This window comes from Streptosporangium sp. NPDC000563 (assembly GCF_040299985.1).
Classification (GTDB): Bacteria; Actinomycetota; Actinomycetes; order Streptosporangiales; family Streptosporangiaceae; genus Streptosporangium.
Genome location: NZ_JBEPDA010000001.1, coordinates 322773 through 347981, shown reverse-complemented (window position 1 = coordinate 347981; position 25209 = coordinate 322773). Strand labels below are relative to the sequence as shown.

20 protein-coding genes are annotated in these 25209 nt (G+C 65.7%); 11 read left to right on the top strand and 9 right to left on the bottom strand.

Annotated elements, in window-relative coordinates:
• The first annotated feature begins 133 nt into the window (after positions 1-133).
• Positions 134-766 (top strand): hypothetical protein, encoded by a 633-nt coding sequence (locus ABT352_RS01595; RefSeq protein WP_350941656.1) that lies wholly within the window; start codon positions 134-136, stop codon positions 764-766.
• 135 nt (positions 767-901) lie between these two features.
• Here the strand turns inward: ABT352_RS01595 and ABT352_RS01590 are convergent, their stop codons facing one another.
• Positions 902-1537, bottom strand: a complete 636-nt coding sequence (locus ABT352_RS01590; protein ID WP_350941655.1) for a LysE family translocator — start codon at positions 1535-1537, stop codon at positions 902-904.
• Between the two features lie 140 nt (positions 1538-1677).
• A complete protein-coding gene (locus tag ABT352_RS01585) occupies positions 1678-1929 on the bottom strand; it encodes a hypothetical protein (protein ID WP_350941654.1) in 252 nt (83 codons plus the stop codon).
• 32 nt (positions 1930-1961) lie between these two features.
• Here ABT352_RS01585 and ABT352_RS01580 point away from each other — a divergent pair, with 32 nt between their 5' ends.
• Positions 1962-2276, top strand: coding sequence for a hypothetical protein (locus ABT352_RS01580; RefSeq protein ID WP_350941653.1), 315 nt, complete (start codon positions 1962-1964; stop codon positions 2274-2276).
• Positions 2277-2538: 262 nt separating this feature from the next.
• Here ABT352_RS01580 and ABT352_RS01575 read toward each other — a convergent pair whose 3' ends face one another.
• On the bottom strand, positions 2539-4392 hold the full coding sequence (locus tag ABT352_RS01575) for an extracellular catalytic domain type 1 short-chain-length polyhydroxyalkanoate depolymerase (protein ID WP_350941652.1): 1854 nt from the start codon (positions 4390-4392) through the stop codon (positions 2539-2541).
• Between the two features lie 245 nt (positions 4393-4637).
• Here ABT352_RS01575 and ABT352_RS01570 point away from each other — a divergent pair, with 245 nt between their 5' ends.
• Together ABT352_RS01570 and ABT352_RS01565 are read left to right on the top strand one after the other, a co-directional pair.
• Positions 4638-5108: a MarR family winged helix-turn-helix transcriptional regulator gene (locus ABT352_RS01570; RefSeq protein WP_350941651.1), complete on the top strand. Its 471-nt coding sequence runs from the start codon at positions 4638-4640 to the stop codon at positions 5106-5108.
• A gap of 959 nt (positions 5109-6067) precedes the next feature.
• On the top strand, positions 6068-6829 hold the full coding sequence (locus ABT352_RS01565; protein WP_350941650.1) for a DUF2637 domain-containing protein: 762 nt from the start codon (positions 6068-6070) through the stop codon (positions 6827-6829).
• Positions 6830-7529: 700 nt separating this feature from the next.
• Here ABT352_RS01565 and ABT352_RS01560 read toward each other — a convergent pair.
• Complete coding sequence (locus ABT352_RS01560) at positions 7530-8033, bottom strand: hypothetical protein (RefSeq protein WP_350941649.1); 504 nt, start codon at positions 8031-8033, stop codon at positions 7530-7532.
• A 429-nt stretch (positions 8034-8462) separates the two neighbouring features.
• On the opposite strand from ABT352_RS01560, the gene ABT352_RS01555 reads away from it, so the two are divergent.
• On the top strand, positions 8463-9170 hold the full coding sequence (locus ABT352_RS01555) for a hypothetical protein (protein ID WP_350941648.1): 708 nt from the start codon (positions 8463-8465) through the stop codon (positions 9168-9170).
• A gap of 601 nt (positions 9171-9771) precedes the next feature.
• Here ABT352_RS01555 and ABT352_RS01550 read toward each other — a convergent pair.
• Positions 9772-9930: a hypothetical protein gene (locus ABT352_RS01550; RefSeq protein WP_350941646.1), complete on the bottom strand. Its 159-nt coding sequence runs from the start codon at positions 9928-9930 to the stop codon at positions 9772-9774.
• A 629-nt stretch (positions 9931-10559) separates the two neighbouring features.
• On the opposite strand from ABT352_RS01550, the gene ABT352_RS01545 reads away from it, so the two are divergent.
• From ABT352_RS01545 to ABT352_RS01520, 6 genes are all read left to right on the top strand, one after another.
• Positions 10560-11786: a hypothetical protein gene (locus tag ABT352_RS01545; RefSeq protein WP_350941644.1), complete on the top strand. Its 1227-nt coding sequence runs from the start codon at positions 10560-10562 to the stop codon at positions 11784-11786.
• 302 nt (positions 11787-12088) lie between these two features.
• A complete protein-coding gene (locus ABT352_RS01540) occupies positions 12089-12331 on the top strand; it encodes a hypothetical protein (RefSeq protein WP_350941643.1) in 243 nt (80 codons plus the stop codon).
• Positions 12331-13002: a hypothetical protein gene (locus ABT352_RS01535; RefSeq protein ID WP_350941641.1), complete on the top strand. Its 672-nt coding sequence runs from the start codon at positions 12331-12333 to the stop codon at positions 13000-13002. Before ABT352_RS01540 ends, ABT352_RS01535 begins: the two co-directional genes overlap by 1 nt.
• Positions 12999-16163 (top strand): chromosome partitioning protein ParA, encoded by a 3165-nt coding sequence (locus tag ABT352_RS01530; protein ID WP_350941639.1) that lies wholly within the window; start codon positions 12999-13001, stop codon positions 16161-16163. Before ABT352_RS01535 ends, ABT352_RS01530 begins: the two co-directional genes overlap by 4 nt.
• Positions 16164-16543: 380 nt before the next feature.
• Positions 16544-17542, top strand: a complete 999-nt coding sequence (locus ABT352_RS01525; RefSeq protein WP_350941638.1) for a protein kinase domain-containing protein — start codon at positions 16544-16546, stop codon at positions 17540-17542.
• A 75-nt stretch (positions 17543-17617) separates the two neighbouring features.
• Entirely contained in the window at positions 17618-18643 is a 1026-nt protein-coding gene (locus tag ABT352_RS01520; protein WP_350941637.1) for a hypothetical protein, read from the top strand.
• A gap of 252 nt (positions 18644-18895) precedes the next feature.
• On the opposite strand, the gene ABT352_RS01515 is transcribed toward ABT352_RS01520, so the two are convergent.
• The 4 genes from ABT352_RS01515 to ABT352_RS01500 are packed head-to-tail and all read right to left on the bottom strand — an operon-like array spanning position 18896 to position 25195.
• Positions 18896-20014 (bottom strand): hypothetical protein, encoded by a 1119-nt coding sequence (locus ABT352_RS01515; RefSeq protein WP_350941636.1) that lies wholly within the window; start codon positions 20012-20014, stop codon positions 18896-18898.
• 16 nt (positions 20015-20030) lie between these two features.
• On the bottom strand, positions 20031-22079 hold the full coding sequence (gene fxlM / locus ABT352_RS01510) for a methyltransferase, FxLD system (RefSeq protein ID WP_350941634.1): 2049 nt from the start codon (positions 22077-22079) through the stop codon (positions 20031-20033).
• A 36-nt stretch (positions 22080-22115) separates the two neighbouring features.
• Complete coding sequence (locus ABT352_RS01505) at positions 22116-23174, bottom strand: lanthionine synthetase C family protein (protein ID WP_350941633.1); 1059 nt, start codon at positions 23172-23174, stop codon at positions 22116-22118.
• The gene (locus ABT352_RS01500) at positions 23171-25195 is read right to left on the bottom strand and encodes a lantibiotic dehydratase family protein (protein WP_350941632.1); all 2025 of its coding nucleotides are present in this window, start codon (positions 25193-25195) and stop codon (positions 23171-23173) included. Before ABT352_RS01500 ends, ABT352_RS01505 begins: the two co-directional genes overlap by 4 nt.
• Between the last annotated feature and the right edge of the window lie 14 nt (positions 25196-25209).

The window sequence follows — 25209 nt, the reverse complement described above, 5'->3', positions numbered from 1 at the left end:
GAGAAGCACACCGACTCTCCCACCGCAAGAACCCCACTGCCGTCAAAACTCGGCGACATCACTCCTCACCACACGAAGTCGCCTTCCCCGCCCCAGCAACAAACGCCTCCGCAACTCACGTACATAGCCAGTGATGCCCAGCGTGACAGCGATGTCGCGGATCCGTGCCTCTGGAGCGCGAGCGATCGCGATCAGCACGCGGGCGTGGCGGGTGATGAACGTCCAGGTGCCGCAGCTGTCGTCGGTTGCGTTCACGGGGGTGCGGTCAGGCTCGGTAGCGGCGGGCGGCGGTGTCGGGGCTGACATCCAGAACGGCAGCGATCTCGTCCCAGGTGGCGCCGGTCGCCCGGTCGGCGGCGACGGCGGCCAGGACGGCGCGGGCCTGGGCGAGCAGGGGCAGGGCGGCGGCGGTGTAGCCAGCGATGGGCCCAGGCTTCCGGCCGGTCTGCTGAGTGGGCGGGGCGAGGTCTTCGGCGTGCAGGTCCAGGGCAAGCTTCCCGGCTGCCTGTGCGAGGCGTTCGGCCTGGTCGCGGATGTGACGGCGCTGCTTGCGGGTGTCGTCCTGGCGTTGGTGGCGCTGGGTAAGGGGGCGCCGGCGTCTGACGCGCGTGCGGCCGAAAGCCCACCGGCAGGCGTCGGAGCAGTACTTGGGATGCCGTTAACGAACGTGTCAGCAGCAGCCAAACCTGTTCTGACCTGTGATAACGCTACTTATCGCGGGCCAAAAAGCTCTTCCGATCGCCAGGTCAGGGCTTCGAACTCCTGAAGCCACGCCCAGCCGCAAAGCAGTGCTGTCGTCCCAGGTCAGGTCGTCCCAGGTCAGGTCGTCCAAGGGGGGCTGTCTGACAGGGGAAACTCTGCTCGTTCGGGGCTGGTGACACGTTCGTTAACGGCACCCCTTCTACGAGCGACCGGCGACGGCCAGCTTGATGCCGAGGGCGATCAACGCGGTTCCGGTGAGCCCGTCCACGGTCTTGCGTACGGCCGGCTTGGCGAACAGTCGGCGCAGTGCCCCCACGATGTTGACCACCAGGAAGAACCATACTCCGGTCCCCGCCACCGCGATCAACGACAGCACCAGCGCGTCACCCAGTCCGGCGTCGCCGGAGACGAACTGGGGCACCAGCGCGATGAGGAACAGTGCCACCTTGGGATTAAGCATGTTCGTCAGCAGCCCCTCGGTGAACGCCGCCAGCGGGCCGCGCTTTCCCGGGTCGGGTAGATCCAGCCGCAGTTCGCCGCCCTTACGCAAAGCCGCACGCCAGGCCTTGACCCCGAGATACAGCAGGTAGCCGGCCCCGACGACTTTGACCACGGTGAACGCCACGGCTGAGGTCGCCAGCAGAGCCGCGATGCCGCTCGCCGTGGCCAGCACCCAGACGAACACACCGGCCGAGACCCCGGCCGCAGCGGCCATGCCGTACGCGCGGCCGGACACGGCGGAACGCCGGACGACCACAGCGAAGTCAGGCCCGGGAGACATCGCCCCGAGCGTCATCACACCGGCGAAAGCCACCATCTGCGCCACATTCGTCACGGCGGCCACGGTATAACCTCGCAGAGCCCGCCCCACAGAAGTCCAGCTCACTGACCACCGACTCTTACCGAGCGTCGAGGCGGGCCGGCAGCGCGGCCGCGGCGGTCGCTCGCGCGGCCGTTTTACTGGCCCCGTTTCCCTCACCGCGCACGGGCGTGTTTGTGGCGAGCAGGCGGGTGGCGGCGGCCGCGGTGAAGGCCGGCGCATGCGAGATAGAGGACGCGATCGTTCCGAAGCTTGATCGCTGGCTGGGGAGGTTGTTCGCTCCTCACCGAGTCGATGAGACGCTCGCCCTTCTGGTCGAAGCCCAGCGGATCGAGCCGTCGGAGCAGGAGAGTCTCGCCGTGGCGCGGCGTCAACTGGCTGAATGCGATCGAAAGCTCGCCCAGCATCGCGCCGCGCTGGAGGCGGGTGCGGACCCGCCGTGGTCGCCGGCTGGATCCGAGAGGAACAGGCCAAGAAGATCCGAGCCGAAGCACAGCTGCGCCGTGAACCGAACCGCAGGCGGCAGCTCACCCGAGACGACCTCGCGAAGGTGATGAACACCATGGGTGACGCAGTACGAATTCTGGGAAAGGCTGAGCCGGTCAGGAAGGCCCGGCTGTACGCCGGGCTCGGCGTTCGGCTGACCTATCACCCCGGCAAAAGAAGAATCCTGGTCAGCTCTACGTCTGACCAGGACCTCATGGGCGAATCGAACGTGTCCGAGGGGGACTCGAACCGTTCGCCCATCTCCTGAGTAGCTTCGACGCTCCGTGGCTGGACCTTTCATGTCCGGACTAGGTGTGCAGGGAGGCGGCGCCCGCCGTACCGTCGAGGTCGTCAGCGGGAAACTCGGGCACTGTGGTAAGCGGCACGGGTGTGCCTTCCCGGCCGACGCGCCAACATCGGCCTTATCCCGAAACCATCATCGGATGATCCGGGAAGGTACCCCCCTCCCCGGCAGATCCACGGGTTTCGATCATTGCTCGCGATGTCTCCGTACCGCGTGAGGCTGATGGTCAGGCGCAGGTGTAGCCGGACGGCAGGGCGGTGTTGCCGTTGGGCCTGCTCGCTTGGAAGCCGAAGCTGGTGGTGCTGGCTCCCGGCGCGAGCGTGCCGTTGTGGCTGACGCTTCTGACCGTGACGGTCTGGCCGCTGGTGGTGACGGTGGCGTTCCACGAGCCGGTCAGGGTGTGCCCGGCCGGCAGGGTAAAGGTGACGGTCCAGCTGGTGATCGTCGAGGTGCTGGTGTTGGTGATGGTCAGCGGCTGGATCACATACCCGTTCCCCCACTGGGACTGCACGGTCGGGGTGGCCGAGCAGGCGCCGGTCGTACCTCCCTGAGTGGTGATCTGGACGGTGTTGGAGACCGGCGAGACGTTACCGGCGGCATCGCGCGCCCGGACCTGGTAGCGGTAGGTGGTGTCCGCAGACAGGCCCGTGTCGGTGAACGAGGCCGTTGCCGAGGTGCCGACCTGGGCGAACGTGCCGCCCGTCGCGCCGGGAGCGCGCAGGATCTCATAGCCGGTCACACCGGTGTCGTCAGTGGAGGCCGTCCAGGTCAGGCTGGTGCCGGTTGTGGTGGTGCCCGAGGCGGTGAGTCCGGCAGGGGCGGTCGGTGGCGTGGTGTCGCCTCCGGTGGCGGCCGTGGTGAAGGTGGCCAACGCGGAGTTGCCCGACAGGTTGCCCGCGCCGTCACGCGCCCGTACGTACACCTGGTATTGGGTGTTGGCACTCAGCCCGGTCAGGGTGATCGAGGTGGTGGTGGACTGGCCAAGCTGCGGGTCGGTGGTGCCCTGCTCTCGGTAGACGTTGTAGCCGGCCAAGCCGGAGCCGCCCTGGTCGGTGGAGGCGGTCCAGGTCAGCGTGGCACTGGTGGCGGTCACGTTGGACGCGACCGGCGTGCCTGGCGTGGTCGGCGGCGTGGTGTCGGTCGGACTGGTGGTCAAGCCGAAGAACTCGATGGCGTAGCGGGCCATACCGCTCTGCGGAAGAGCATGCCCGGCGCCCTGGATGCTGTACGCCTCCACCTGCACGGTGCCGGACGGATTGGCGTACCGGCTGCGGTTCCAGTTCGCCTGCGGGGTGTCGGTGCTGGTCGGAGTCTGGCTCAGCCCGAACACGTTCGTCCACTGCTCGATCGACTCGCGCAGCAGCGAGTAGGGCACGAGGGTGTCGGCGGTGCCGTGCCACAGTTGCATGCGCGGGCGAGTGCCGGAGAATCCCGGGTACGCCTGGCGGACCGCATCGCCCCACTGCTGGGGTGTTCGGTCCATGCTCCCGCCGGTGCACCTGCTGCTTCCGGGCGGGTAGTCGGAGGCGCCGGCGAAGCAGTTGAAGGGCACACCCATGAAGGAGGCCCCTGCCTTGAACACGTCCGGGTGGACGGCGAGCATGTGCTGGGTCATCATGCCGCCGGACGAGCTTCCAGTGGCGTAGACCCGGTTCGGGTCTCCCTGATAATTCTGCTTGACATAGTCGATCATCGAGATGATCGAGACCGGATCGCTGCCGCCGCCGCGCTGCTTGGCCGCGTTTGACCAGGTGTCGAAGCAGTTGCCGAACCCTGCCGACTGGGTGGCGGTCGGGTAGATGACGATGAAGCCATATTGATTCGCCAGCGAAGCGAACTCACTGCCCTGGTAGAAGCCGGGACCGGACCCGCCGCAGCCATGCATCGCAACCACGATCGCAGGCGAGGCCGGGCGCGAGTCCGGCACATAGACGTGCATCCGCATGTTGCCCGGGTTGTTGCCGAAGTTGGTCACCTCCATCAGGGTGGCGGCGACGGCCGGCGATCCGAGTACCACGGTCATGACGGCAAAGAGCGCCGCGGCGCAGGCACTAGCCAGCACCGTGGTCAAGCGTCTCATTCGTGCTCCTCCTCTGCATGTCCGCGGCGCGCCGCGGATCGGTCCGCCGCGTATTGACGTCGGTCGCTGGAAAATAGAAGGGCCACGATTTGCCGTCAATGCCCGCTCGGTGCGCATGCCCGCCAGTTCGCCTGGCAGCGAGCCGTTTTCCCTGGTTATCAAGTAACTTGTTATCAACATCCTTGATAACGGTGTGAGAAACTTACATTGGAGCCCGTTCTGACGGGGCGCGATATCGTCTTCTGGTGACCGATCCGGGTGTCCCGGCGGCCGCTGCGCCGGACGCACCGCCGCCCTGTGTGAGCTACCTGGTGCTCCGGCTGGAACGCCGCATCCGCGCCTGCCTGGATGAAGCGCTCGCCCGGCACGGCATGACGACCACCGGATACATGGCGCTCAGCGAGCTGCGCCTGCGCGACGCCCCGTCCTCGGCCGACCTGGCCCGTATCGCCTTCGTCACTCCGCAGGCGATGAACCTGGTCATCCGCGATCTCGAACAACGCGGCCTGATCCGCCGCGATCCGCATCCCTGTGGCGGCCGCGCTCTGCGCACCCGCCTTACCCCGAAAGGTTTGAGCACCCTCCGGCGATGCGACCGCTCCCTCAACAGCATCGAAGCCGTCATGCTCGCCGAGATCTACGACCCGGACCGCACGACACTCACGGAAGCGCTCACGCTGTGTGCCCGAGCCCTTCACCCGGGCACACACCCCTGACCCCGGTCCTTCGGATGAGGCAAGCAGGATGGCGCGGGCCGAGCGGCCTGCTTCTTGAACGGTCGGGATACGGGCGGCGATCGCAGGGTTCATCACGCTGTTCCCCCTGCTCAGGGCGATCCGGAACGATCAGAATGATCATATTGAGATATTGATCATTGGTCTTATTCGTCCCGAGAGGGTTCGAGATGATCGAATCGGACGCATAGATGCTCTTGATGCTTTGGATATGCGGGCAATTCGGAGATCGCATCAATGATGATGAACGGCGGTGTCCATGGTCGTGAATGGCTATCCCTCGAGCCAGGGGTGCGAACGGCGCGTCGCAGCGCTCAGGGAAGCACGGGATCTGGACCCGCCCATCTGAGCACCTACGTCCGCCGACACCGGGGGGAGGCCCTGCACCACATCCGCGAGTGAGAACGTCGGCCCAATCCGCACCCGCAGCCTGCCCCAGGTGATGGCGACCTGCAGAAACCTCTTCTGGGAAAGGCTGAGCCGGTCAGGAAGGCTCGGCTGTACGCCGGGCTCGGCGTTCGGCTGACCTATCATCCCGGCAAAAGAAGAATCCTGGTCAGCTCTACGTCTGACCAGGACCTCATGGGCGAATCGAACGTGTCCGAGGGGGGACTTGAACCGTTCGCCCATCTCCTGAGCAGCACCGACGCTCCGTGGCTGGACCTCTCATGCCCGGAATAGGCGCGCGGAGAGGGGGCGGTGCCCACACCCACCTCAACGAGGTCAGGTCTGATTTCGCGGCACACGACTATGCCAGGGAAGCTCGGCAACCGCCAGTTCAGGATCCTCAGCAGACGATCTCAACTGCGCTCAGGGCAGCGGTGGTAAGGGGGCAGGAGCTCGGTGATCGCAGCACCGAACCCCTTCCTGCATCCCAGCAACCAGATCAACCCGGAAGCCAGGCCCTGCGCCGCCCCTCGACACCAGAAATCGCCGGGGAGGTGGTTCCGATCGAAGGGGCTTGGGGCGAGCGCACCCAGCGCGATCGGGCTGGGGACCGGATCATCCTGGGCTTTGCGGTGGCTGTCCTGCTGGCGGTCGCCGGCGCGGCCGCCTACGTCTCGTACCACCACTTCTACGGTCTGGCGATCGCTCTGGGCGAGCGGCACGACATGGCCATTCTGTATCCGGCGATGTCCGACGGTGTGATCGTCATGGCGTCGCTGGTGATGGTTTACTGCTCGCGTCGTCGGCTACGTGTGCCGGTGCTGGCATGGGTGGCGCTTGCATTGGGCGGGGCGGTGACGCTGGCGGCGAACGTGGCGCACGGCTGGTCCGGCGGACTCGGATCGCGCCTGGTCAGCGCTCTGGCACCGCTGGCCTTCGCGGGTGCGTACGAGCTACTGATGTGGATCGTCCGAAACACCCGGCAACCGTCCACCGAGACGCTAGCCAAGGACCACGTGTGCCAGCCCGTTGAGACTCTCGTTGAGGTGGAACGCGTAGTGCCGCTGCTGCCCACCGACCGGTACGAGGCGGCGCGGCTCACCTATATCGAGAGCCTCGGTGAGGGCAATCAGCGGGTCGGCCGACGACCGCTGATGAGCCGGTGGGGACTGGAACAGCGTGAGGCCGAGGAGATCATCGCCGAGGTGGAGAAGGAGCGGGCCCACGCCATCGTCGAGGTGGCCGATTCAGAGAGTGTCGTGCCGCCGACGGAAGGCCTCCGTTCGACCGGCACGAGCGAGGCTTGTGGCGCGTAGTAAAGGACATCGGTAACGGGGTGCTCGGTGGCGATCCGGTGATCAGCGGCACGCTCAAGGAACTCAGCCGCGAGGAGTGTGCTCGTCTAATGCCCCTCGGCCGCTTCGCTCGGGTGGCATTTGGAGGCTCGTACGCTCCGATGGTCTGCCGGTGAACTGCCGCGTCGTCGACGGTGCGATCGTGTTCCCCACCCGTGTGGGCGGAGCCATGGACTAGAACTTGCGCGACCACATCGGTGGACTGAAGATCAAGATTGCGTTCGAGAGGCGATGCCTTGACCGCCTTCGACTGCTTGTAGCCAGAAGGCTGCAAGCAGCTCTCGCGTTGCGGGAGAATGCGAACGTGGGTTCGTTGCCGTCGCCGTCCAGAACTGGTGTCCGTATCGCTGGTGACCACTACCAGTGGGTGCATGCCTGGGACGCTTGCGTCGCGGCTTTGACCGATAGGGCCGTTGGAGCGGCAAATCCGGTTATTGCGGTAGGGGCTGAAGTCGATGGTGCAGGGAATCTAGACGATGTCGTCCGGCGCCGGCGCGAGCCACCGCACTCCTATAGTCAAGTCAAGTACGCCGTGGACGCCAGCAGGCTCATTAACAGGCCGTATCTTCTTGAGCTGAGCAGCTCTGGCGGGCCGTCGATCCTCAGCAAGATTGTTGTGGCGTGGCGGGAACTGACCACCAGCGGCACTCCGGTAGAGCTCTCACTGATCACCAATCGGTCGATGGATCCCGCAGATCCGCTGACCTCGCTGTGCGACGCTCGAACTCAATTGCTGATGCCCCGAGCAGGTGAGGGTGGGCCGGGTTCGGCGGTGGGCAAAGCCCGTCGGCAGTGGATGGAATTTCTCGGTGTCACCGAGCCCGTTCTGCTGGAATTGCTGGAGATCCTCCGATTCGATGCCGGAGTTAATATGTCGCGGCTGTGTAATGAGGTCGCAGCACATATGCGTGCTCTCGGACTGCCATACCGGGAGAAGGACGTAGAGTCCGGGGCTAACTGGGTGGCCCGCCAAGTCAGAAACGGTCACCGAGAATTCGACCTCTCCAGGATCGACGAAGCTGTAGCCGAACTGTGGCCAGCGGTGTTCCATCAATTGGATAGTGATGGCAGCGTGAAAGGTGCAGAATTTTTTCGCGTGGGTCAGGCACAACCCCACCTTGAACGCGCTTTCCAAGCGGCCTATCAGGCCACTGGTGGACGACATATTATGGGCACCGCCTCAGGTGAGGTGTATGAGGACGGCCCAGGGTGGGTTCAGCACTTCACTGGAACTCCTAGTCGTGGGCCGGTAGTAATTTGCGCTCTACGGGGGCACCCTGATCGAGCTGTCGTAGTAGACGCTCAGGTCTGGGACTCAATTGGTGCTGCCGGATCCGGATTGGGCCGACTCGATGCGGTCGGCTATCCCTTCTCTCCAATCGGTAAGCCGACTCTAATTACAGCCGATACGTCTCCGGTTGTGCTTGCCGGTGGCAGTTGGGGTCCTGGAAATTTGAGCCGCCGTTCTGATGGTAGCTGGGGCTGGGAGCCCCAGCGGCAATGCACATTGGAAACACGCGAGCGAGATCGATGGAGCATCGGGTTGTCCCCAATGGACTTGCGTCTGCGGTGTGCAGCGCGAATTGCATGGGCAGTGGATGATCTCGAGGTCGCAGGCGAACGTCGCCGCTTGCTGGAGGAGATGCTCCCGCAAGGATGGTTCCACGGGACCGTTGGCTCGGTCGCCGATCGACTGGGCTGTGGCTCAATCCCCGATAGATGGGAACGGACCCCAGACAGTGAGGGAAGCAACAATCGAAGAAATGTCAGCTACCGTATTAAAGTTCCGGGAGTAGACGGCCGCACGGCCGTTGCCGCTTGGGCGCGCCTGCAACTTCCCGCAGGGATGCAGTTCCAGTTATTGAGCACAGTCGATTTCCGGGTAGATTTCTCGGCACTCCCTGACGATGTGCAAAAGGATGACTCCTCTCTGGTCAGTTCTGTACGCCGGTTGAGCGCCGACGAACTGGGAGAAATGTTCATCGTGGCGTGGATGCTGGCCACGCGAAGCCTCCCGTTGGCAGTGACCAACGATTTACTTCGGATGCGGCCAGCAGGTCCTACCAGAGTTGAGTTGCACATTGACAGTGAACGGCCACCTAATCTTGGTCATGATCGGGTTTTGGGTCTGATGGACATGATCGACTTTACTGAATTTGGCGAGGCGCCGTCGCTTTTGCCTCCATCGATGTCGACATCAATTACCACACCACTTGTCATATCTGACCATCAGGTGGAGGATTCCGTAATGGAGAGCCTCTTCTATATGACCTCTAGCTTCGGGTTTATTAACTACAAATGAACATTTCTGAGGCGCTGTGGCGCGGTCGGACACTAGCTGCTTAGGGAATTAGCCGGATGAAGGACCTCTTGGGCATCTGAACAGAGGTGAGAGAACCAGGTCTCGATCAGATCCCTGACTTGGTTCCAGTAGTTGCCTGCGACACAGTCGATGAATTGGGAGTGGCTTTCTCCATGCCGGGCGTGAGACCCGTCGGTTCGCTCGATCGCCGAGAAGATGCTCATGTCGATCATCATCACTTCTGGCTCGTCGGCGCAGAGCGAGCCCGTTTACCTCTCGGCAGAGGACGCCGATCCTGAACCAGGGCTCACCGCGAACTCAGCGCCGACGTGGGTTCGATGAACTGATGTTGACATCCGTCATCTGGTCGAATCCGTGTTCAGACTGAGGGACGCCTCGGCGGTTGCTGTCGCGGTGGTGACGATGTTGACCGACTGTGCTGGGCGGCCGGTCAACATCAAGCCTGTCGCAGAAGCTGAGCCTATTACGAGGCGGGTCAAATGAGCACGAGCTTTTCCAATCGAGCTACGCAGTCGGAGATCTGGGCGGGTGCCATTCGGTTGGCGGCGGCCTCGGCCACTGACTCGGCGGCTCCGTACTGTCACCAGACCTGGCCGGTGGTTCGGTTGGTTACGAGGAAGCGGTCCTTGACGGCTGGTTCTCGCACAATGAGGGAGACGGTGTGGGGTTGGGCGATGGCGGCGTGCACCATGCTGTGGTGCAGGGTGTAGCCGGGGCCGGGCTGTTTGGTGCGGACCATTAGGGATTGGAAGGCGGCGACGTCGGTGGTGTCGTCGAAGCCGTCTTCGGTGCCGGACAGCGGGTGGGCGGAGTAGGTCCAGCGGTGGTTGTGGGGCCGGTCGTAGTGGTCGGGGCCGAAGAGGTGCAGCCTGACGCGGAATCCAGACGGGTCGTCGTGCTACCGCCGCTTCGGAGTTCCCGGGCCCTCGACGCCCGTGGCGCGGCCTTAAGCATCCAATTTATACCCGTTCGATGCATTTTGGCTCTATTTGCCACACCAATTGGAGGCCGGATACAGCGGTGGAGATTATCCGCAGGACGATCAACGACCACCCTTGAGTCGTGCAGTGCCCCAAATGAGCACCAGCCCAGACCGTGTGTGCGAGTTTTGAAGCGGGGCGAGGCGAAACGATCATCCTAAGCTAATCGCTTTGGTGAACGACCACGCCAGGTAACACACGGTGGATTCTGGAGCGGTACTCGTCTCGATCACGAAACGTGGGACAGAGCCCACATGAAACTGTCCTAATCAACCTGCCTACAGTCCATCGCGAGACATCTTGTTTGTGCCTAAACTTGGACGCCGCGCTCCGCGTCGGCGCCGAGCGCAATGGGGTCCGTGCACGGCCGGAGACAGGAGCGATCGCGTTGACCGACCCGCCAGAGCTGACCTTGGACGATCTCGCCAGTGAGGCAGCGGTGCTGCGGGTCTACCGCCAGATCTTCGCGGTGCTCGCTCGCGAGGCCGGGGCGATGATCGTGGATTCGACCACGATCGATGTTGATGAAGCAATCTTGGAAGCCTTCGCCGAGGCGGGCAGCGAGGGGCTGACCGCGGAACAGGCGGTCGCCGCCTGCCGACAATGGGGCGCTCAGATAGCAGGGCGGCGGTTCGAGGTTCTACGTGATTACGGCGCGATCAACAAAGTCGTTGACCGGCCGAATGAGCGCTACCATCGCGCAGCGTTCGCGCCCTATGTGATGCTGCTGTTCTTGCGGCGTATGGCAGAGCAGGGCGGCCAGTCGGAACTGCACCAGCTACTGACGCTGGAGCAATTGAACGTCAAGAGCACCAACGCCACATCCGCCGACGGCGCGGCCTCGGTGCGCCGGTTGACCAAGGTGTTCAGGTTGTTGGGTAATGAACTGGCCATCCTGGCAGCGGGCAGCACAGCCGAGACACTCGGCGACAACGCTCAACTCCTGTGGGGTAACGAGTCGCTGATTGGCCAGGCCAAGGACGTCCACGCTGTCGTGCTGGGTAGATGGCCCGAACTCGATCGCGACTGCGCGGAACTCCGGATCGCGCTCGCCGCCTACGCGGACGCGATCGACGCGGCGGCGGGCCGCCTGATCGCGCAAGCAGGCACCACTCGCGCGTTGGGCCTGCTTCCGGTGGAAGCATGGCGTACCTTCGGCCGCGAGTCGAGCCCCAAGGCACTAGCTGCGGTGCTCGACCGGTTCGTCTTCGACGCGCCCGCGCCCTGGTTCTCACCACAAGCGCTGATCGAGGCAGTAGAGGCGGGACGCCAGATCAGCACGGCGCGGGTTCCGCCTCCTCGCTCGGACGACACTGAGCTGGAACCCGAGGCCGATGCTGGTATCGCTGATGACGTGGAGGAACTCAGGGCCATCGCGGAGCGACTGCTAGCGCACTCGAACTCGGTGAGCGTTGTCGATGTGCTGGATGACGCTGGCGACTGGATGTCCGTACGTCGCGTGCTCGCTGAGGTCACCGCCATCCATCACCACCCTGACCTCGACTACGAACTCGTGTGGCGGGACGGCGTACGGATCGAGGTGGCGGCCAGCCCGTCCTGGACATCGCATGGGTGCTTCCGGCGCGGTGACCGGGTGTGGGGAGACGCGGGGTGAACGAGCCGGAAACGGCACTGTGGTGGGCGCGCGTCCGCGCCGCCGGCCCGCAGCGCGTAGCACCGAGCAGCGCCTTCCCAGCGGGAATGCAGCGCCTGGTCGAGCCCGATGTCACGGCGGTGTGGCTGCTGGCCGTGCTTCCCGAGGGGGCGAGACCAAGCGTGTCGGAAGAGTTGGGACTGCCTGTGCTTGCCGTCGAACAACCCAACGACACCGCGCGCGTGCTCGTCGCGTGCCTGCGCTGCTGCTGGGCGGAACCGACCGGACCGATATGGCCAGGGACGCGCGCGTCTAAGGATGAAGTGGCAGCGGTGTTCGGGGAGATCACCAACCGGGACGAGGCCGCCTCCAACCGAGCCTTGCTCGCTGCACTCCGGCGCCTGGCTGGCGCCGCCTGGCTCCTGTGGGACGAGCCCGGCCAGACGGTGCGGCTCGGTCCGCGAGTCGCGGCGTGGGGATCTGCGGACCTCAGCGCCCTACGCGAGCTGAGGCGGATGTTGCCCTCCTCCGCCGACACCAGCCGCAGCGACGCTGAGGGGCTGTGATGACCAGCGCAAACGCGGCGAATCCGGTATTCGAGCCGATCCTCGCCGAGCTAAGCGAACAGCACCGCGACGAAGTCCTGGCTGCATTGGCGGCGGTAGAACACAGCGCCCACCCGGTGCCCGAGGCGCAGATGCTGGCGTTGCGGGATGCCACCCTACGCCGGGTTCTTCAGCGGCTGTTGTATCGAGTGGGACGGACGCTGGTACCGGTGGGAGACGCGCAGTGGACGTCGGGGTACCGCGACGACATCGCCGCCGAGCTGACTGCCGAAGGTTGGAACGCCCTCCCGGTCATCGACCGGGCCGTGCTCGTGCTGGTGTTGATTCACTCGGTCGCGATTCCCCGCAGCCAGGGAATATTGTCCGGCGACTCCTGGATCTCCGCGCGACCGACGCCGGCCGATGAGTTGCTTCGCTACGCACAGCTAGGAAAGGGCGACGTTCGTGCCGCTCTGCAGAGGTTGCGCGCCGCTGGACTCGTGCAGCTCGCGCCTACTCGTGGACAAGGTTCTGCGGGCGGGCCTGCCTACTTGCCCGGTCCCCAACTTCACCGGCTGACACCCATGGCACGTCACGCGTTGCAGCAAGAGCTGATTCTGGCCGCCGCACCGCACAGCCCGCTGGCTGCCGCGATACGAGCACGCCGCGCACATCCCCGAGGAGAACGGTGAGCACAACCCGAACCTGGTCTGCGGCGGGCGGCGATTCCGGCCCGTTCGACGTTGTCGGCGAGCGGGTGTTGGTCGGAGTCCAAGTGGTCAACATCTCCCGGCTGTCCACACACCCCATACCGATGGTCAGCCGGGGCCTGGTTACGGTCGCGGGCCAAGGCCCGAAGGACTCCAACGGCGCCGGGAAGTCCTCACTAATCGCCGCTGTGAGCCTGCTGCACGCCGATGAGCAATGGCGGCTGGCCAGTGGCGCTGCCGGGGCCGCGGAGTTGTTGTTCACCGCCGAACTTGCCGCACAAGAAGGCCGCTGGTCCAACGTTGACTGGGGATACGTGATCGGAGTGTTCGCCGACCCCCGCGCTGACACGGCCGACGAGCTGTCGGCCAGCGCCCTGACCGTGTGGCTGCGGATTAACCGCAAAGCCTCATACGTACACCTGCGCTGGCAGGACAGCCTCTATGTCCCCTACGGGGCGACCGAGTCCGAACGTGCCGCAGGAGTCGACGCGCTCTGGGACGCACTCCCGGCCAGCAACGGACGCACCGATTTTCACGCGAACCGGCTCGCGTCCGTCCTCTACGGCAGACACGTGCGGTGTGTGTCTTTTCTGTCGACCTCGGTGCGTTCCAGCCCAGCGGCCAACCTGTTGGCCCAACCTCTCAACGACCTGGACCCACGAAGGATCTTCGACGCCATCGCCACGCTGACCGGGTTGGATCGCGAACTCGAGCAAGAGCAGGCCCTCAGGTCGGCTGAGCACACCCATCGCACCGAAGTTCGCAAGGCGGTAAGCGACCTCGTGGGCTGGGAAGACGAAATGGCGGTCGTTGAGGCTGGCATCGCCCTGCGCGGCGAAGCTCGTCGCCTATTGGGCGATGCGAACGTTTCGTGGGGAGCCCGCTGTGCCCGACATTTCGTTGACGGGGTCGCACGCTTCGACGAGATCCGCATCGAGCTCAGCGCGTTGGACATCCGTGCTGCAGAACTGCAGACACAATTGTCCACCGTGGATGGCGACCTTGCCAGGCTGACCGACGATGAGGAGTTCAACCGGAGCTTCAGCGAAGCCGTAGGACGCTGGGAAGAACTCAAGGGGCGAGATCAGGGCCTGGACACCGAACATCAAGTCGCCGTCCGGAATTTGGAAGACCTGGACACGAAACATCGGGAGCTCCGGGATAAGGCTCGCGCTGCTGACGGACGTAGCGTCGAGACCGCGCAGGCTGAGGAGGCCGACGCTCACACGGCCGTCGAACAAGCGCTCGGTGCACAGGGAGTCGCTGAAGATGCCGAGAAGCGAGCGAGCGCGCTGCTGGCCGCCACTGAATCCGGTGAGGACATTGCCGCGGACGAGCTACAGGTGTTGCGTAAGGAGAATATCCCCGCCGCCGCATTGTTGGATGTCATCCAGCTCAACCCTGACCAGCGGCGTAGTTGGGAGCCCCGCCTTATACCCTATCGCGGTGCTGTCGTGGTTCTACGTGGGTACGTTGACCGAGCCCAAGAGATGCTAGCGGGTCGATCAGGGGCGACGATGCTGGTCATCGCTGACCCGCCTCGTGCGCACGCGCCCACCCACAGCAACAACCTGCCTGTGAGCGCAGATAGGAGGTTCGACCTCACCACATTCTTGACCGCGATGGTCGACCGGGCGGGCACCCATCCCGCAGAGATCGACGTGACCGCCGGGGTAATTGTGGTGGGCGAATTCGCAGAACCACTCACGGGCCGAGCCGCGCGCATCGCCTCTGCCCGCGCTGAACATCGAGAGAAAGCCGATCTTCTCGCCGAAGCCAACAAGCTTCTCACCAGGGTCCGATTGACGCTGTTCCGAGCTACAACCCGTACCGAAGCGGCCGTGGCCGGCGAAGAAGCGGACGCGACCGCGCTGAAGATGTCCGAGCTGCGAGATGCCAATCGGGTGAGAATGGAACGACGTGATGCGCTGAAGCCCGTGTTGGACGCCGCCCACCTGGCCTATATCGACGCGCTGGGCACGAGGAAAGCACGCGAGGAACGGATCGAGAACCTGCGTGGCACCAAACGTCGTCTTGAGGGTGAGCTGACTGAGCAGGACAAGACCAAGATGAAGCTCATCGATGACCGGCTGGCTCTGGACCTGCCGGGTCGCGAGGCGGCCTGGGGAGACTCACCCCGTTCCGCGCAACGGTTTCTACTGGACCTGGACGCCGAGCAGCAGGTCCGTACCACCACAGGGTGGAACGAGGAGACCTGCTATCAAGTCAATGAGGTCCTGCGTCGGTGCTTCCCCGAGGGCGCACCGCACGATGAAATGCCCGCCGAGATCCGGGAACTTTTCATCGGACAAGGCTGGCAACGCGGCGGGTTGGACACTCGAGTCGGACTGATTCCCGCGCTCATCCGCGCTCTGCGTACCCACTTGGCCCAGACCGAACAGCATGACCTTTACGAGCAGCAGCAAATCGCCCAGCAACGTGCACAACGCACCGGTGACTTGGAGGTGGCTCGGAAGGGCTTGAGCGAAGCTGAGCAGACCTCGCGTGCGCACCGGGCTTCGCTTGCTCTGGGGATCAAGGCGAGGCTCAAAAAAGTCAGCGAAGAATTCGATCGCCTCGACCTGGGATACGGCGGCTACGGGGCGAGCCTGGACTACCCGGAACCCGAGCCGCCCGCAGAGTCTGATCAGCCGTGGCGATGGACCGTTACTCCAAAGTGGCGGCGTGCTGAGGGACAACGGATGTCCGTCTACAACCTTCGCAGCAACACCGCCCAAATGGACGAGAAGGCCGTCAAGCTGGTGTGCGCAGCTGCGCTTGCCGGAGGAGGCAGTCGCCCCTTGCTGCTCGTCCTCGACGAACTCGGCCGCAACCTCGGCAAGGAGCATCGCCGTGAGGCGGTCGCGCTGTTCGAGCGAATCGGGAAGGATCGCGACATTACCGTGATCGGTGCATTACAAGATGACATGGAGCGCTATGCCATTCAGGCAACTGGGCTCTACATCAAACTCCGTCGCCGCTCCGACAGCATGGCCTATAACGAAGCACCTGTCATCGTTGGAGATGAAAGCAACCGCGCCCGCGTCGAATTACTCCGGGAATGGTTGACTTCCTACCGCCCTGCCGCCGACATCGCCGGCGATGAGCCCGAAGAGGGTAACTCTGATGAGGGCGCGGCATGACCGAACCTTCTCATCCAACGGGGGAATTTCCCATGCCCGGCCACCCCGGTGTGCCCGAGGGGCTCCGCGCCTATGCACAGCCAACACACGCTGATGGCACCTTCGACCACGACCGCTACGGCCGCCCGAAAGTCCGGCGGGTACACCTGCGCGCGTACCCACCCACTCCACCAAAGCGGCCAGACGGACTCGTCAACAACGCTGATTGGAACTGGGCCACCAGCGCGCCTCGCCGATGGAACACCATCGCCACCAGACTCGGTGATCGTACCGATGACGTGTCGCTCGCCTTGGCCCGAGCAGGGTGCGTTGGCCTCGAACTCGACTACCGATCAGGCACAATCTGTCACCCACCCCGAGGCTGGATCCCTAATCCTGACTTGCGGGCGGCCAGGCAAGAGCAAGACAGCCAGCGCGCCACTCGCCGGGCCGCTCAGGACGACGAGGCATGCCTTCTCGCTGCAGAGCTCGCCAATTATCCCGCCGCCGCACCACTGGTAGCCATCCTCAGAGCACAACGGGACGGGCCCTACCGTGACCACGTCATCGAGGCAGCCCGCGCCTTCCCTACTGACGACGCCACGACCGACACAGGCGGGGCCGCGCCGTGGGCCGCTGTGCACTGGCTCAAGCGCGGAACGAAGGCGGACTACAACAGGGACCACGAGCCGCTCGCCGAAGGTGGTCAGGGTGCGGTCTACAGCGGTATGCACAAACACACCCGCATCCCCATTGCGCTGAAGCAACTCCGCTTCAGCGATGAAGACGCCCTACACCGCATGCGCCGCGAGATCTTCATCGGGCACCTCTACGGAGAGCACCCAAACGTCATGCCGGTCCTGGATTCCGACCCAGACGGGCGATGGTTCGTCATGCCGCTCGCGAACGGCAGTGCCGCCAGCCATGTGGAACGCCTACAGCGGGAAACAGGAGCCCTCCGGGAGCTCGTCATAGCGGTCTGCGAAGGACTGCGTCGCCCACACACCGACGGCAGGATCCACCGAGATATTAAGCCAGCCAATGTCCTGCTTCTCAACGGCAAGTGGGTCGTAGCGGACTGGGGGCTCGGCAGACAGCCCCGAGGGGAAACTAGCATTCCGCGCCGTACTCGGACCGGCACCGGCTTCGGCTCCGAGGGATTCGCCGCACCGGAGCTGTCGTCCGGAAACCCCCACAACGTCACGGCCGCTGCCGACGTCTACAGCATCGGGCGGCTCATCGCAGCCATCCTGACCGGGGAACGACCGGAGCAGAATCTCCCATTGCTGCCCGCCAGGGGGCCATGGGTAGCCGCAGTAACGGAGGCTACCCGCCACAGGCCAACCGACCGGCCACAAGACGTGGACGAATTCCTCCGCCTGCTCAAGGACGTCCTGTGACCGTTTCCTCGCCGTCCCAGCACTGCCAGGCACAGAAAATTCTGGTTTACCTCAGCTGAAAGGATCATGTTGTCGATGGTGCGCATTGCGCTCGAGCCATACTTCCTGCACCAGGACCAGGTTCAGTCCCTCCTCGGAAAACAGCGAACGGAGTCCGCACGGGCGAGGGCGGCCCGCAGGAACGATCCTGAGGCAGCGCTGCCCTACGTGCTCGCTGCAGAACTCGCCGAGGCGCTCTCCTCGCTGGGAGTCGGCGAACTGGCGAGGCGTGTACTGGAGCGGGACCTACGCGTGGGGCAAGTCGTCGGCACCGAGCTGGAGTTTGCGTTCCAGCGAGACCGGGACCGCGACGCCCCAGGCTTCAAGCCCGCGAGCTTCACAGCAGTGCTCGACGCGGGCGACCCAGTGCGCGTCACCGGGACATTCAACGCGGCAAGAATCGCCAGTTCCTCCGCGCCCGGTAGCCTCAGCGGGAACAGGCAGGTCTACCTGATCGGGACGGTCACCAATCTAGGCGCAGAGCGAATCGAGCTCAGGCCGGTCTTCATCGGAACTAGATCATTCGTCGATGACGACCTTGCCGCCGGCCCAGCGCCGGGAGCTCGGGTTTACCCCAGCGATATCAGCCAGTTCAGCGGGATCGACTTCACCTCTCCCCTCACTGAGGCCGAAAGCGAAGCGGTCCTCCGTGTGCCGGAGGACACAGTGAAACGTGCCTTTGCCGGGCTGGTCGGCGAGTCGTACGTTCCGAAGGACTGGGGTGGCGAGCGTTCCGACCTCTATACGTCACGAGTGTTCGCCCGCGGGCGCCAAATGTCGGCTGCGTGGTTGTTCAAGGGGCCGGGCTTCCCTCGCGTGATGGACGTCAAGGCCCTCGGCAAGAACGGTGACCAAATCGACCGGCTGTTCACCGAGCCCGCGGAGCTATTCGTTCTGCAGCACTGTCATCAGATCAAGCCGAGCGTGGTTGGCATGATGGACGCCTACGCTCACGATGTCCGGCACCCCCGTTTCTATATGATCATTGACGGAGCCGATACCGGACGCATACTGAGGTCTCTGGGTCTGCTCCCGGTAATCCCAGCACGTTCGCCTCTGTAGAACCGAAGGAACAGGAACCCTACGGCCCTGATGTCCGGGGCGGAGGTCAACAGGAAATTGGTGTCGTGTGCCAGAAACGCGACTCCACCGGACTCGAGACACACCAGAGCCTCCATCAGAATCGGAGCGATTCACGGCGGGAGAGGTTCGGCGGCTGTACGACCGAAACCCGGTTCGGGCCTGCGCCGGGCGGTTGCCGTGATTGGAGTGCGGGGTTTGCAACCACGGCCGGAGTAGCGATCATAGGTCGGCTCAGGCCGCTCCGTGTAGCTCGGCAAGCAGGGCACGCAGGCTGTCCTCGCCGTGACGGACTGCGGCAGTGAGGGCATCCAGGTGGGCTGCTGGGAGGTGCCCGGCGCCGAACCCCGAGGCGGTGAGCATGCCGGCGACTTCCTGTTCCTGCTGCGGGGTCATGCGGGAGCGCATCCCGTGGTGCCCCATGACCTCTCGGGCAGCGTAGGCGTCCGAGCAGGCCACGCCGACGACAGCGGACCGCAGGTCGGAGTCATATGCCGTGGCTCGGTCGGCGGTCAGGTCGAGCACGGTCAGGGCGAGCCGGGTCCGGAACGCTGCGGTCATCGGGTCGGGGTCGATGATCAGCGCGAGAGTTTCCCGCCCCGCATGGTCCAGTTCGTCCTGTGGTGTCGACGTGGTCGGAGGACGGCAGTAGATACGCAGGATGGCGGCGACGGCGTTCTCCCAGGGCTCTGTGGGAACACTGGAGTCGATCATGGTGGCGGCCTGCTGCGGGAGGCCCTGTTCCATCAGCGACATGATCGTGAGCTGGCGGCCGTCGAGAAGCCGCTGACCGACGCCGCGGTGCGCGGCCATGGATTCGGCCGCCTCGGTCCAACGGCCGACGCTCGCGAGGGCTCTGGCGCCGTCGATCAGCAGGGCGACCCATAGCTCCGTACAGATCGTGCGATGGTTTGCGACGGTCCGGATCAACGGCGACAGGTCGACGGCGTGATCGCGGATGACGGTGGCGCCGCGTTGCTCGGCGGCCCGGTACAACTGCTGCAGCACCGCGAAGGCAGCGCTACCTTCACCTTCGCGGATCAGGAGTCGGGCGATGTTCACCAGCGGCATCAGCGACATCACGGCGATGTCCTGGTCCAGGCTCTCGGCTTCGGCGAAGATCTTGTGCTGCCGCCAGCACAGTTCGGCTGCGAGGTCGGGCATGCCGCTGTCGGAGGCGATGAGCGCGGAGAAGTTGAGGACACCGCAGGCGCGGGCCACCCGCTTGGAGTGGTCCGCGCCGGGTGTTTCGGTGGTTAGCGCGGTGAGCTCTGCAATGCGCTTGTCCAGTGGAAGCCCGGGGGGTTTGGGTCGGCAGACCAGCGGGATACGGGCGGCGATCGCAGGGTTCATCACGCTGCTCCCCTTCCTACGGCCAGTCGATGACGAGTCGGCTGTTGGTCTTGTCGATGACGAAGCGTGAGTCAGCGGCCTTCAGCAGGTCGCGGTTGGCGGCTGTGGCCATGCGGAAGCCGGGGGCCGGGGCGTCGTTGCCGTAGTCACGGTCCCATTCCTGGATCGCGGAGGCGACCTGCTCGGCGAGGGAGGCGGCGCGCGGGCCGTGACCGATGACGCCGATCTCCCAGAACCGGCCCACGGTGTCTTCACCCTCGCGGACGGTCAGATAGGCCAGGCTGTCGCCGTCGAGCGCCGCCATCGAACCCCACCCGAAATGCGGGGTGAACCCGGGCCGCCGGCCAGGTACCCGAGACAGGCCGTTGGGCAGGACGCACGCCAACCACAGATAGACCCACTCCCAGGGTGAACCCTGCCGGAGCTTCACGCCCGTGTAGACCTGGTGGGAGGGCTCGTCCAGGACGGTCCGCATCGCCTCCCGGTCCACGAGCTGCTCACTGTAGGTTTCCAGCCGGACATTGCCCTCCCCGGCCATGGGGACCACGGTACGGACGTCGTCACATACGCCTTTGCGCAGCGGGACGAACGTGGCCATCTCGCAGGAGACGGTCTTCCAGGTCTCGCTGTCGCCGTCGCGCTCGAAGGCGAAGGAGCGGGAGATACTGCCGCGGATCCGCATCGGGATGACGAGGCGGCCGTCCAGGGCCAGTTGATTCAGGACGGGAAGGGGGATGTCACCGGCGCCCACGGTGAACTGGATCCGATCGAACGGGGCATGCTCGGGCAGACCGGCCGCGCCATCGGCCAGCAGCGCGGTCACGTTCGACGCGTCGGCAGCGGCCAGATGCTTCGCTGCGGTATTGACGAGGTCAGTGTCGACGTCCACCGTCCACACGCGGCCACCGGGGGCGACGAGCCGCCCGAGGAGGGCGGCGTTGTAGCCGGTGGCCGCCCCGGCCTCCAGGACCTTGTGGCCGGGCTCTGCGCCCAGTTGCTCCAGTTGGGTGGCGACGATCGACGGCGCGGAGATGCAGGAGATCATCTCGCCGTCTCGATCGTTCTTCACCGACACGGCGTCATCGACGTAGGCGGCGACGACCTCGACGTCAGGGATGAACCGGTGGCGCTCGATATTCCGGAAGGCGTCGATGATCTCAGGGGTGCGCAGGTGGCCGGAGCCGGTGAGCTTGTCCACCATGGTTTTGCGCAGCTCGGTTGGGTCGGTCGTGGTGATGGTGCTCTCCATCCTCTTGGAAACAAGGGTTACGGGTGCGGACTGACTGCTGGACACGGTGGCTGGGGTGCCGTCTCCGAAGGCGACGTTCCAACCCAGCCAGGCTGCGGCAGCCTGCTCGGCCACGGGTGTGGCCGCGCGGTTGAAAGCGAAGATCGCATGGTGGGCGAGGACCGCGCGCAGTCCCCGCCGAAGTTGCCCACCGGTCGCGAGCCGGGCCAGGCGGCGGCCGGCGTCCTCGAACGCGGCGACGCGGTCAGGCCAGCCGGGTTCGGTGGTGTCCCGCTTGGCGGCGTCGGCGTTCATGAGGCGCCGCATGGCAGTGATCGCAGACGCCTGGTGGGCCACCTGCGGTGGGTCGATTACCGGGCGGAGGTTACCGAATGTCGCCCACACGTCGCTGATCTCGAACGGGTCGAGGCCCGCCGCGCGATTCATGGCGGAGAGCAGCAGGATGCACCGCTCGCGGGCGTACGGGCTGCCGGTCTCGGCCAAGGCGGCGGGGCTGTCGGCGCACCACACCTCGTGGGCGATGGCCATACCCTGCTCGCCGCCGAAGGTTTCGATCTCCGGTTCGTAGATGCCGCCAACCCAACCGGCCGCGACCTCGTCGGCGACGAGCTGATCGAGCAGGTCGGCAGCGGACCTCTCGGTGCGCAGCCGGAGATTGCCTTCCTTGCGCAGGAAGTGGAAACGCCAGCCGGACAGCGCGGCCGCGAGTGCGGTCGCAGCCTTCGGGGTCGCTCCGGCATCGCCGGGAAAGCGGATGGTGGCGTGCCACCACTTCGGTTCGTCGGGCAACGGTAGGTTCTCGTCGTTCCATTCCATGTCCTCGGTACGCTCCTACTCGGTTGTGGTGGCGGGTCAGTTGATCAACAGGGCGCGGGTCCAGCCGGTCACGTTGGAGCCCTTCAGCGCCATGACGGCTCCGGCTCGGCCTTCCATGAACCCGGGCTTGGACAGTGCGGGGATCCCCGCTTCCAACCTCTGGCGGGTCCGCCGGATGGGCTCGGCGAACCGGTCGGGGGTACGGCTGTCGGCGGCGAGGGCGGTCGTGACGGTCAGCAGCCCGGCCCAGCCGTGGCAGAGGGACGCATCGGTGACCCGGCTCAGCCGGGCCGGATCGGTGAGGGCGGCGATGGCGAGTTCTTCGGCCTTCTGCCTGCGGGCGTCGTCGCCGAGCGCGCAGGCTGCCAGTTGCAGCGTGCGGGCGATACCAAGGTCCCCGTAGCACCAGGAAGGGCGCAGGGGCGGCGCCTGCAACGCCTCAGCGGCGAGCGGGTCCAGGGTGATCCAATAGAAGGAGCCGAACTTCTCCAGCCAGGCCGTGAACGTCTTGATGGCGCCTATCTGGCCTTCCACCAGGACGCCGCGGCGGGCGGCGAGAGACAGCAGCGCCAACGGGCCGGCGATGCCGTGGGCCACACCGTTGTTCGCGTGGCCACCGGTGATCTCCTCATGCGTGGGGCTGTCCGGCGACCACCACCCAGGCAGGATCTGGGCATCGGCTTCGGCCGGGACTGCCAGCGTCACCAGGTAGGCCAGCACCTCCTGCAGCAGCGGCGGCGAGCCTGCTCGGGCAAGCAGCACCACCCCCAGCCCGGTGAGCCCCCGGATGAGATCGAACTCTGCCAGTGCCGGGAGCCGGGTTGCCTTTCGTCGGCAGCGGGCCGCGGCGAGCCGGGCGGCCACGACCCGGTCGACGGCTGTCTGAATGGTCTGGTCGGCGCGCCCGGCACGGCCAAGCACGAACTCCAGGGCCGGGGCGCCGTGGAACAGAGAGGCGTTGGAGCCGGTGCTGACGCCACCGGTGACCGCCTCGGTCAGCAGGGGCCGGGCTGCGGCAAGGTTGCCGCGCTCGATGTGCAGCAACGCTATCCCCAGCGCGCCCTCGGCCAGGGCCTGCGTCGTGGGCGGGCTCATCGGCCCGCCTTGACCGCGACGACGATGCTGTGGGCCCGCCCGCCGATCCATCCATTCATGTCCGGCGGCGGCGCCTCGTAGAGCACCGCGATGGGGGAGCCGCGCAGGTGCGTACGGAGCACGTCCAGGTCCATCTCCCCGGTGAGGTCCAGCAGTAGGCGTTGGTCGTCCATGGCCAGGAGCACACGCTCCGGCACACCCGCTCGGCCGCGCCAGGCGTGCAGCTGCGCGGCCCATTCCTCCAGGGATGCCGCACGGCCGGGCAGGGCGCGGGCCCGAAGCTGCCAGCGGGCGGCAACGACGATGCTGCGCCGATAGTGCAGCCCCGGCGTGAACGGCAGCGTCCACGCCGCACCCCAGTCGAACCAGGTCACCTGCGGAGTCGCGGCACGGCTGATCTCGGCCAGGAACCGGGCCAGCGGCGGGGTGAAGTTGTTCCACATGAAGTTGAGCGCGGTCGGCGCGAGCAGCTCTAGGCGCTCCCCGGTGGCGGCCACCGCGAGGTAGAGGTGGCTACCGCGCAGACCCACGACCAGATCAGAGGGAACGAACACCATGGCGTCGCTGCCCCGGTGCTCTCCGACGCTGACCAGCTTCGGCAGGACTTGCGGGGTGCGCGTGAGCAGGTCGGCCTCGACGCGGGAGGGATGGAACGACAACTGAGCCAGTTCCGCCACAGGGTCAACCGTGGGAAGGGCCACTTGCTCGGCGGCCTGCGGGAACAGGTGCCCGAATCGTCCCGTCATCGTGCCTGCCGCCCTGGAGGCGGTGTGAACGCGGACGCGGAAGTCGCCTCGGTCAAGCGCTGGGAGGGAACGGGCTTGGACCTGTGCGCACACCTCGAAGTGCGGGGCAAGGGCGGTGGGTTCGCCTGCGGCCGCCTCCAACTCCTCGATGAGCGGCTCGGACAGGATCACCGTCCGGTGGCGTTCGACGGCGGCGGTCCCTGCGAGATCCAACAGCAGCCGGTCGCGCCGCGACATCGGTCGTGGCGGCTCGGACACCGAGCCGAACCCGTCAGGCAGGCCTAACCCGTTGTCTGGGTCAACGAGCTGCTCCAGGCCGACCTCGGCGTCTTCGCCCCATCGGGCGGCGAACTGCTCGGTGTAGCTCCGCCACGCCCGGGTGCCGATTGGGTTGGCTGTGAGCCTGGCCAGTACCGTTGCTACGGTTTCCATCTCGACCGCGACTGTCTCCGGTAGTCGAACCTTGGCGTCCAGCCGTAGGTCCACGCACGCGTCCCGATCGCGGGCGTCCAAGGCGACGGCAGGCAGGACGGCTGCCGGGTCAATGACCGTGGCGGGGGCACGCAGCGCCGACAGCAGCAGCCGAAGCCGCAGCAGCTCCGCGAGGAACGCCGCCTGGCGGTGTTCCTCCATCTGCGGGAACTCTGCGGCGAGTTTGCCCGCGAGCGCCGCATACCGGATGGGCGATGTGGCCGCTTGGAAAACGAGCGTCAGCGCGGGCGTCAGTGCGAGGGAGAACTCCGACGCGCCCTCGGACGGCACGAAGACGCGGCCGCCGCGCACATACACCAGGTTGTTGACGCACACCTCGACGGCCGCCATCGACACGCTGTCGGCTTCCTGGGCGCTGATCACCTTGTCCAGCGCCCGGGGGGCGGCTCGGGTAACGATCTCATGCTCATCCCCGACAAGCACGGCGGATGTCTCGCCGAAGTCGACCAGGCAGACGCCGGCGAACAGGCCGAACGGCGTGGACCGGTGCTCATACCTGATGGCGTACCGGGCGACCGCGAGCGCGGCGCGACGCGCCCGGCGAGCGTTCGACAACCGCCCGTCCAGGACTGCCTCCACCTGGCGGGCCAGGTCCAGGCTGGCACTAGAGACCGCGCGCCGGAACGTGTCATCGGCCCAGATCGGGCCGAGCCAGGAACGCCACTGCTCGGGGGACGCGGCGGGCCCCGGCCACTGCGGCAAGGCGGGGGCGGAAAGGTTCACCGCCGCGCGCAGCATCCCGGCGCCCGTGCACCGGTACAGGGTCCGCCGCGACCGCGTCATCACTCACGCTCCGT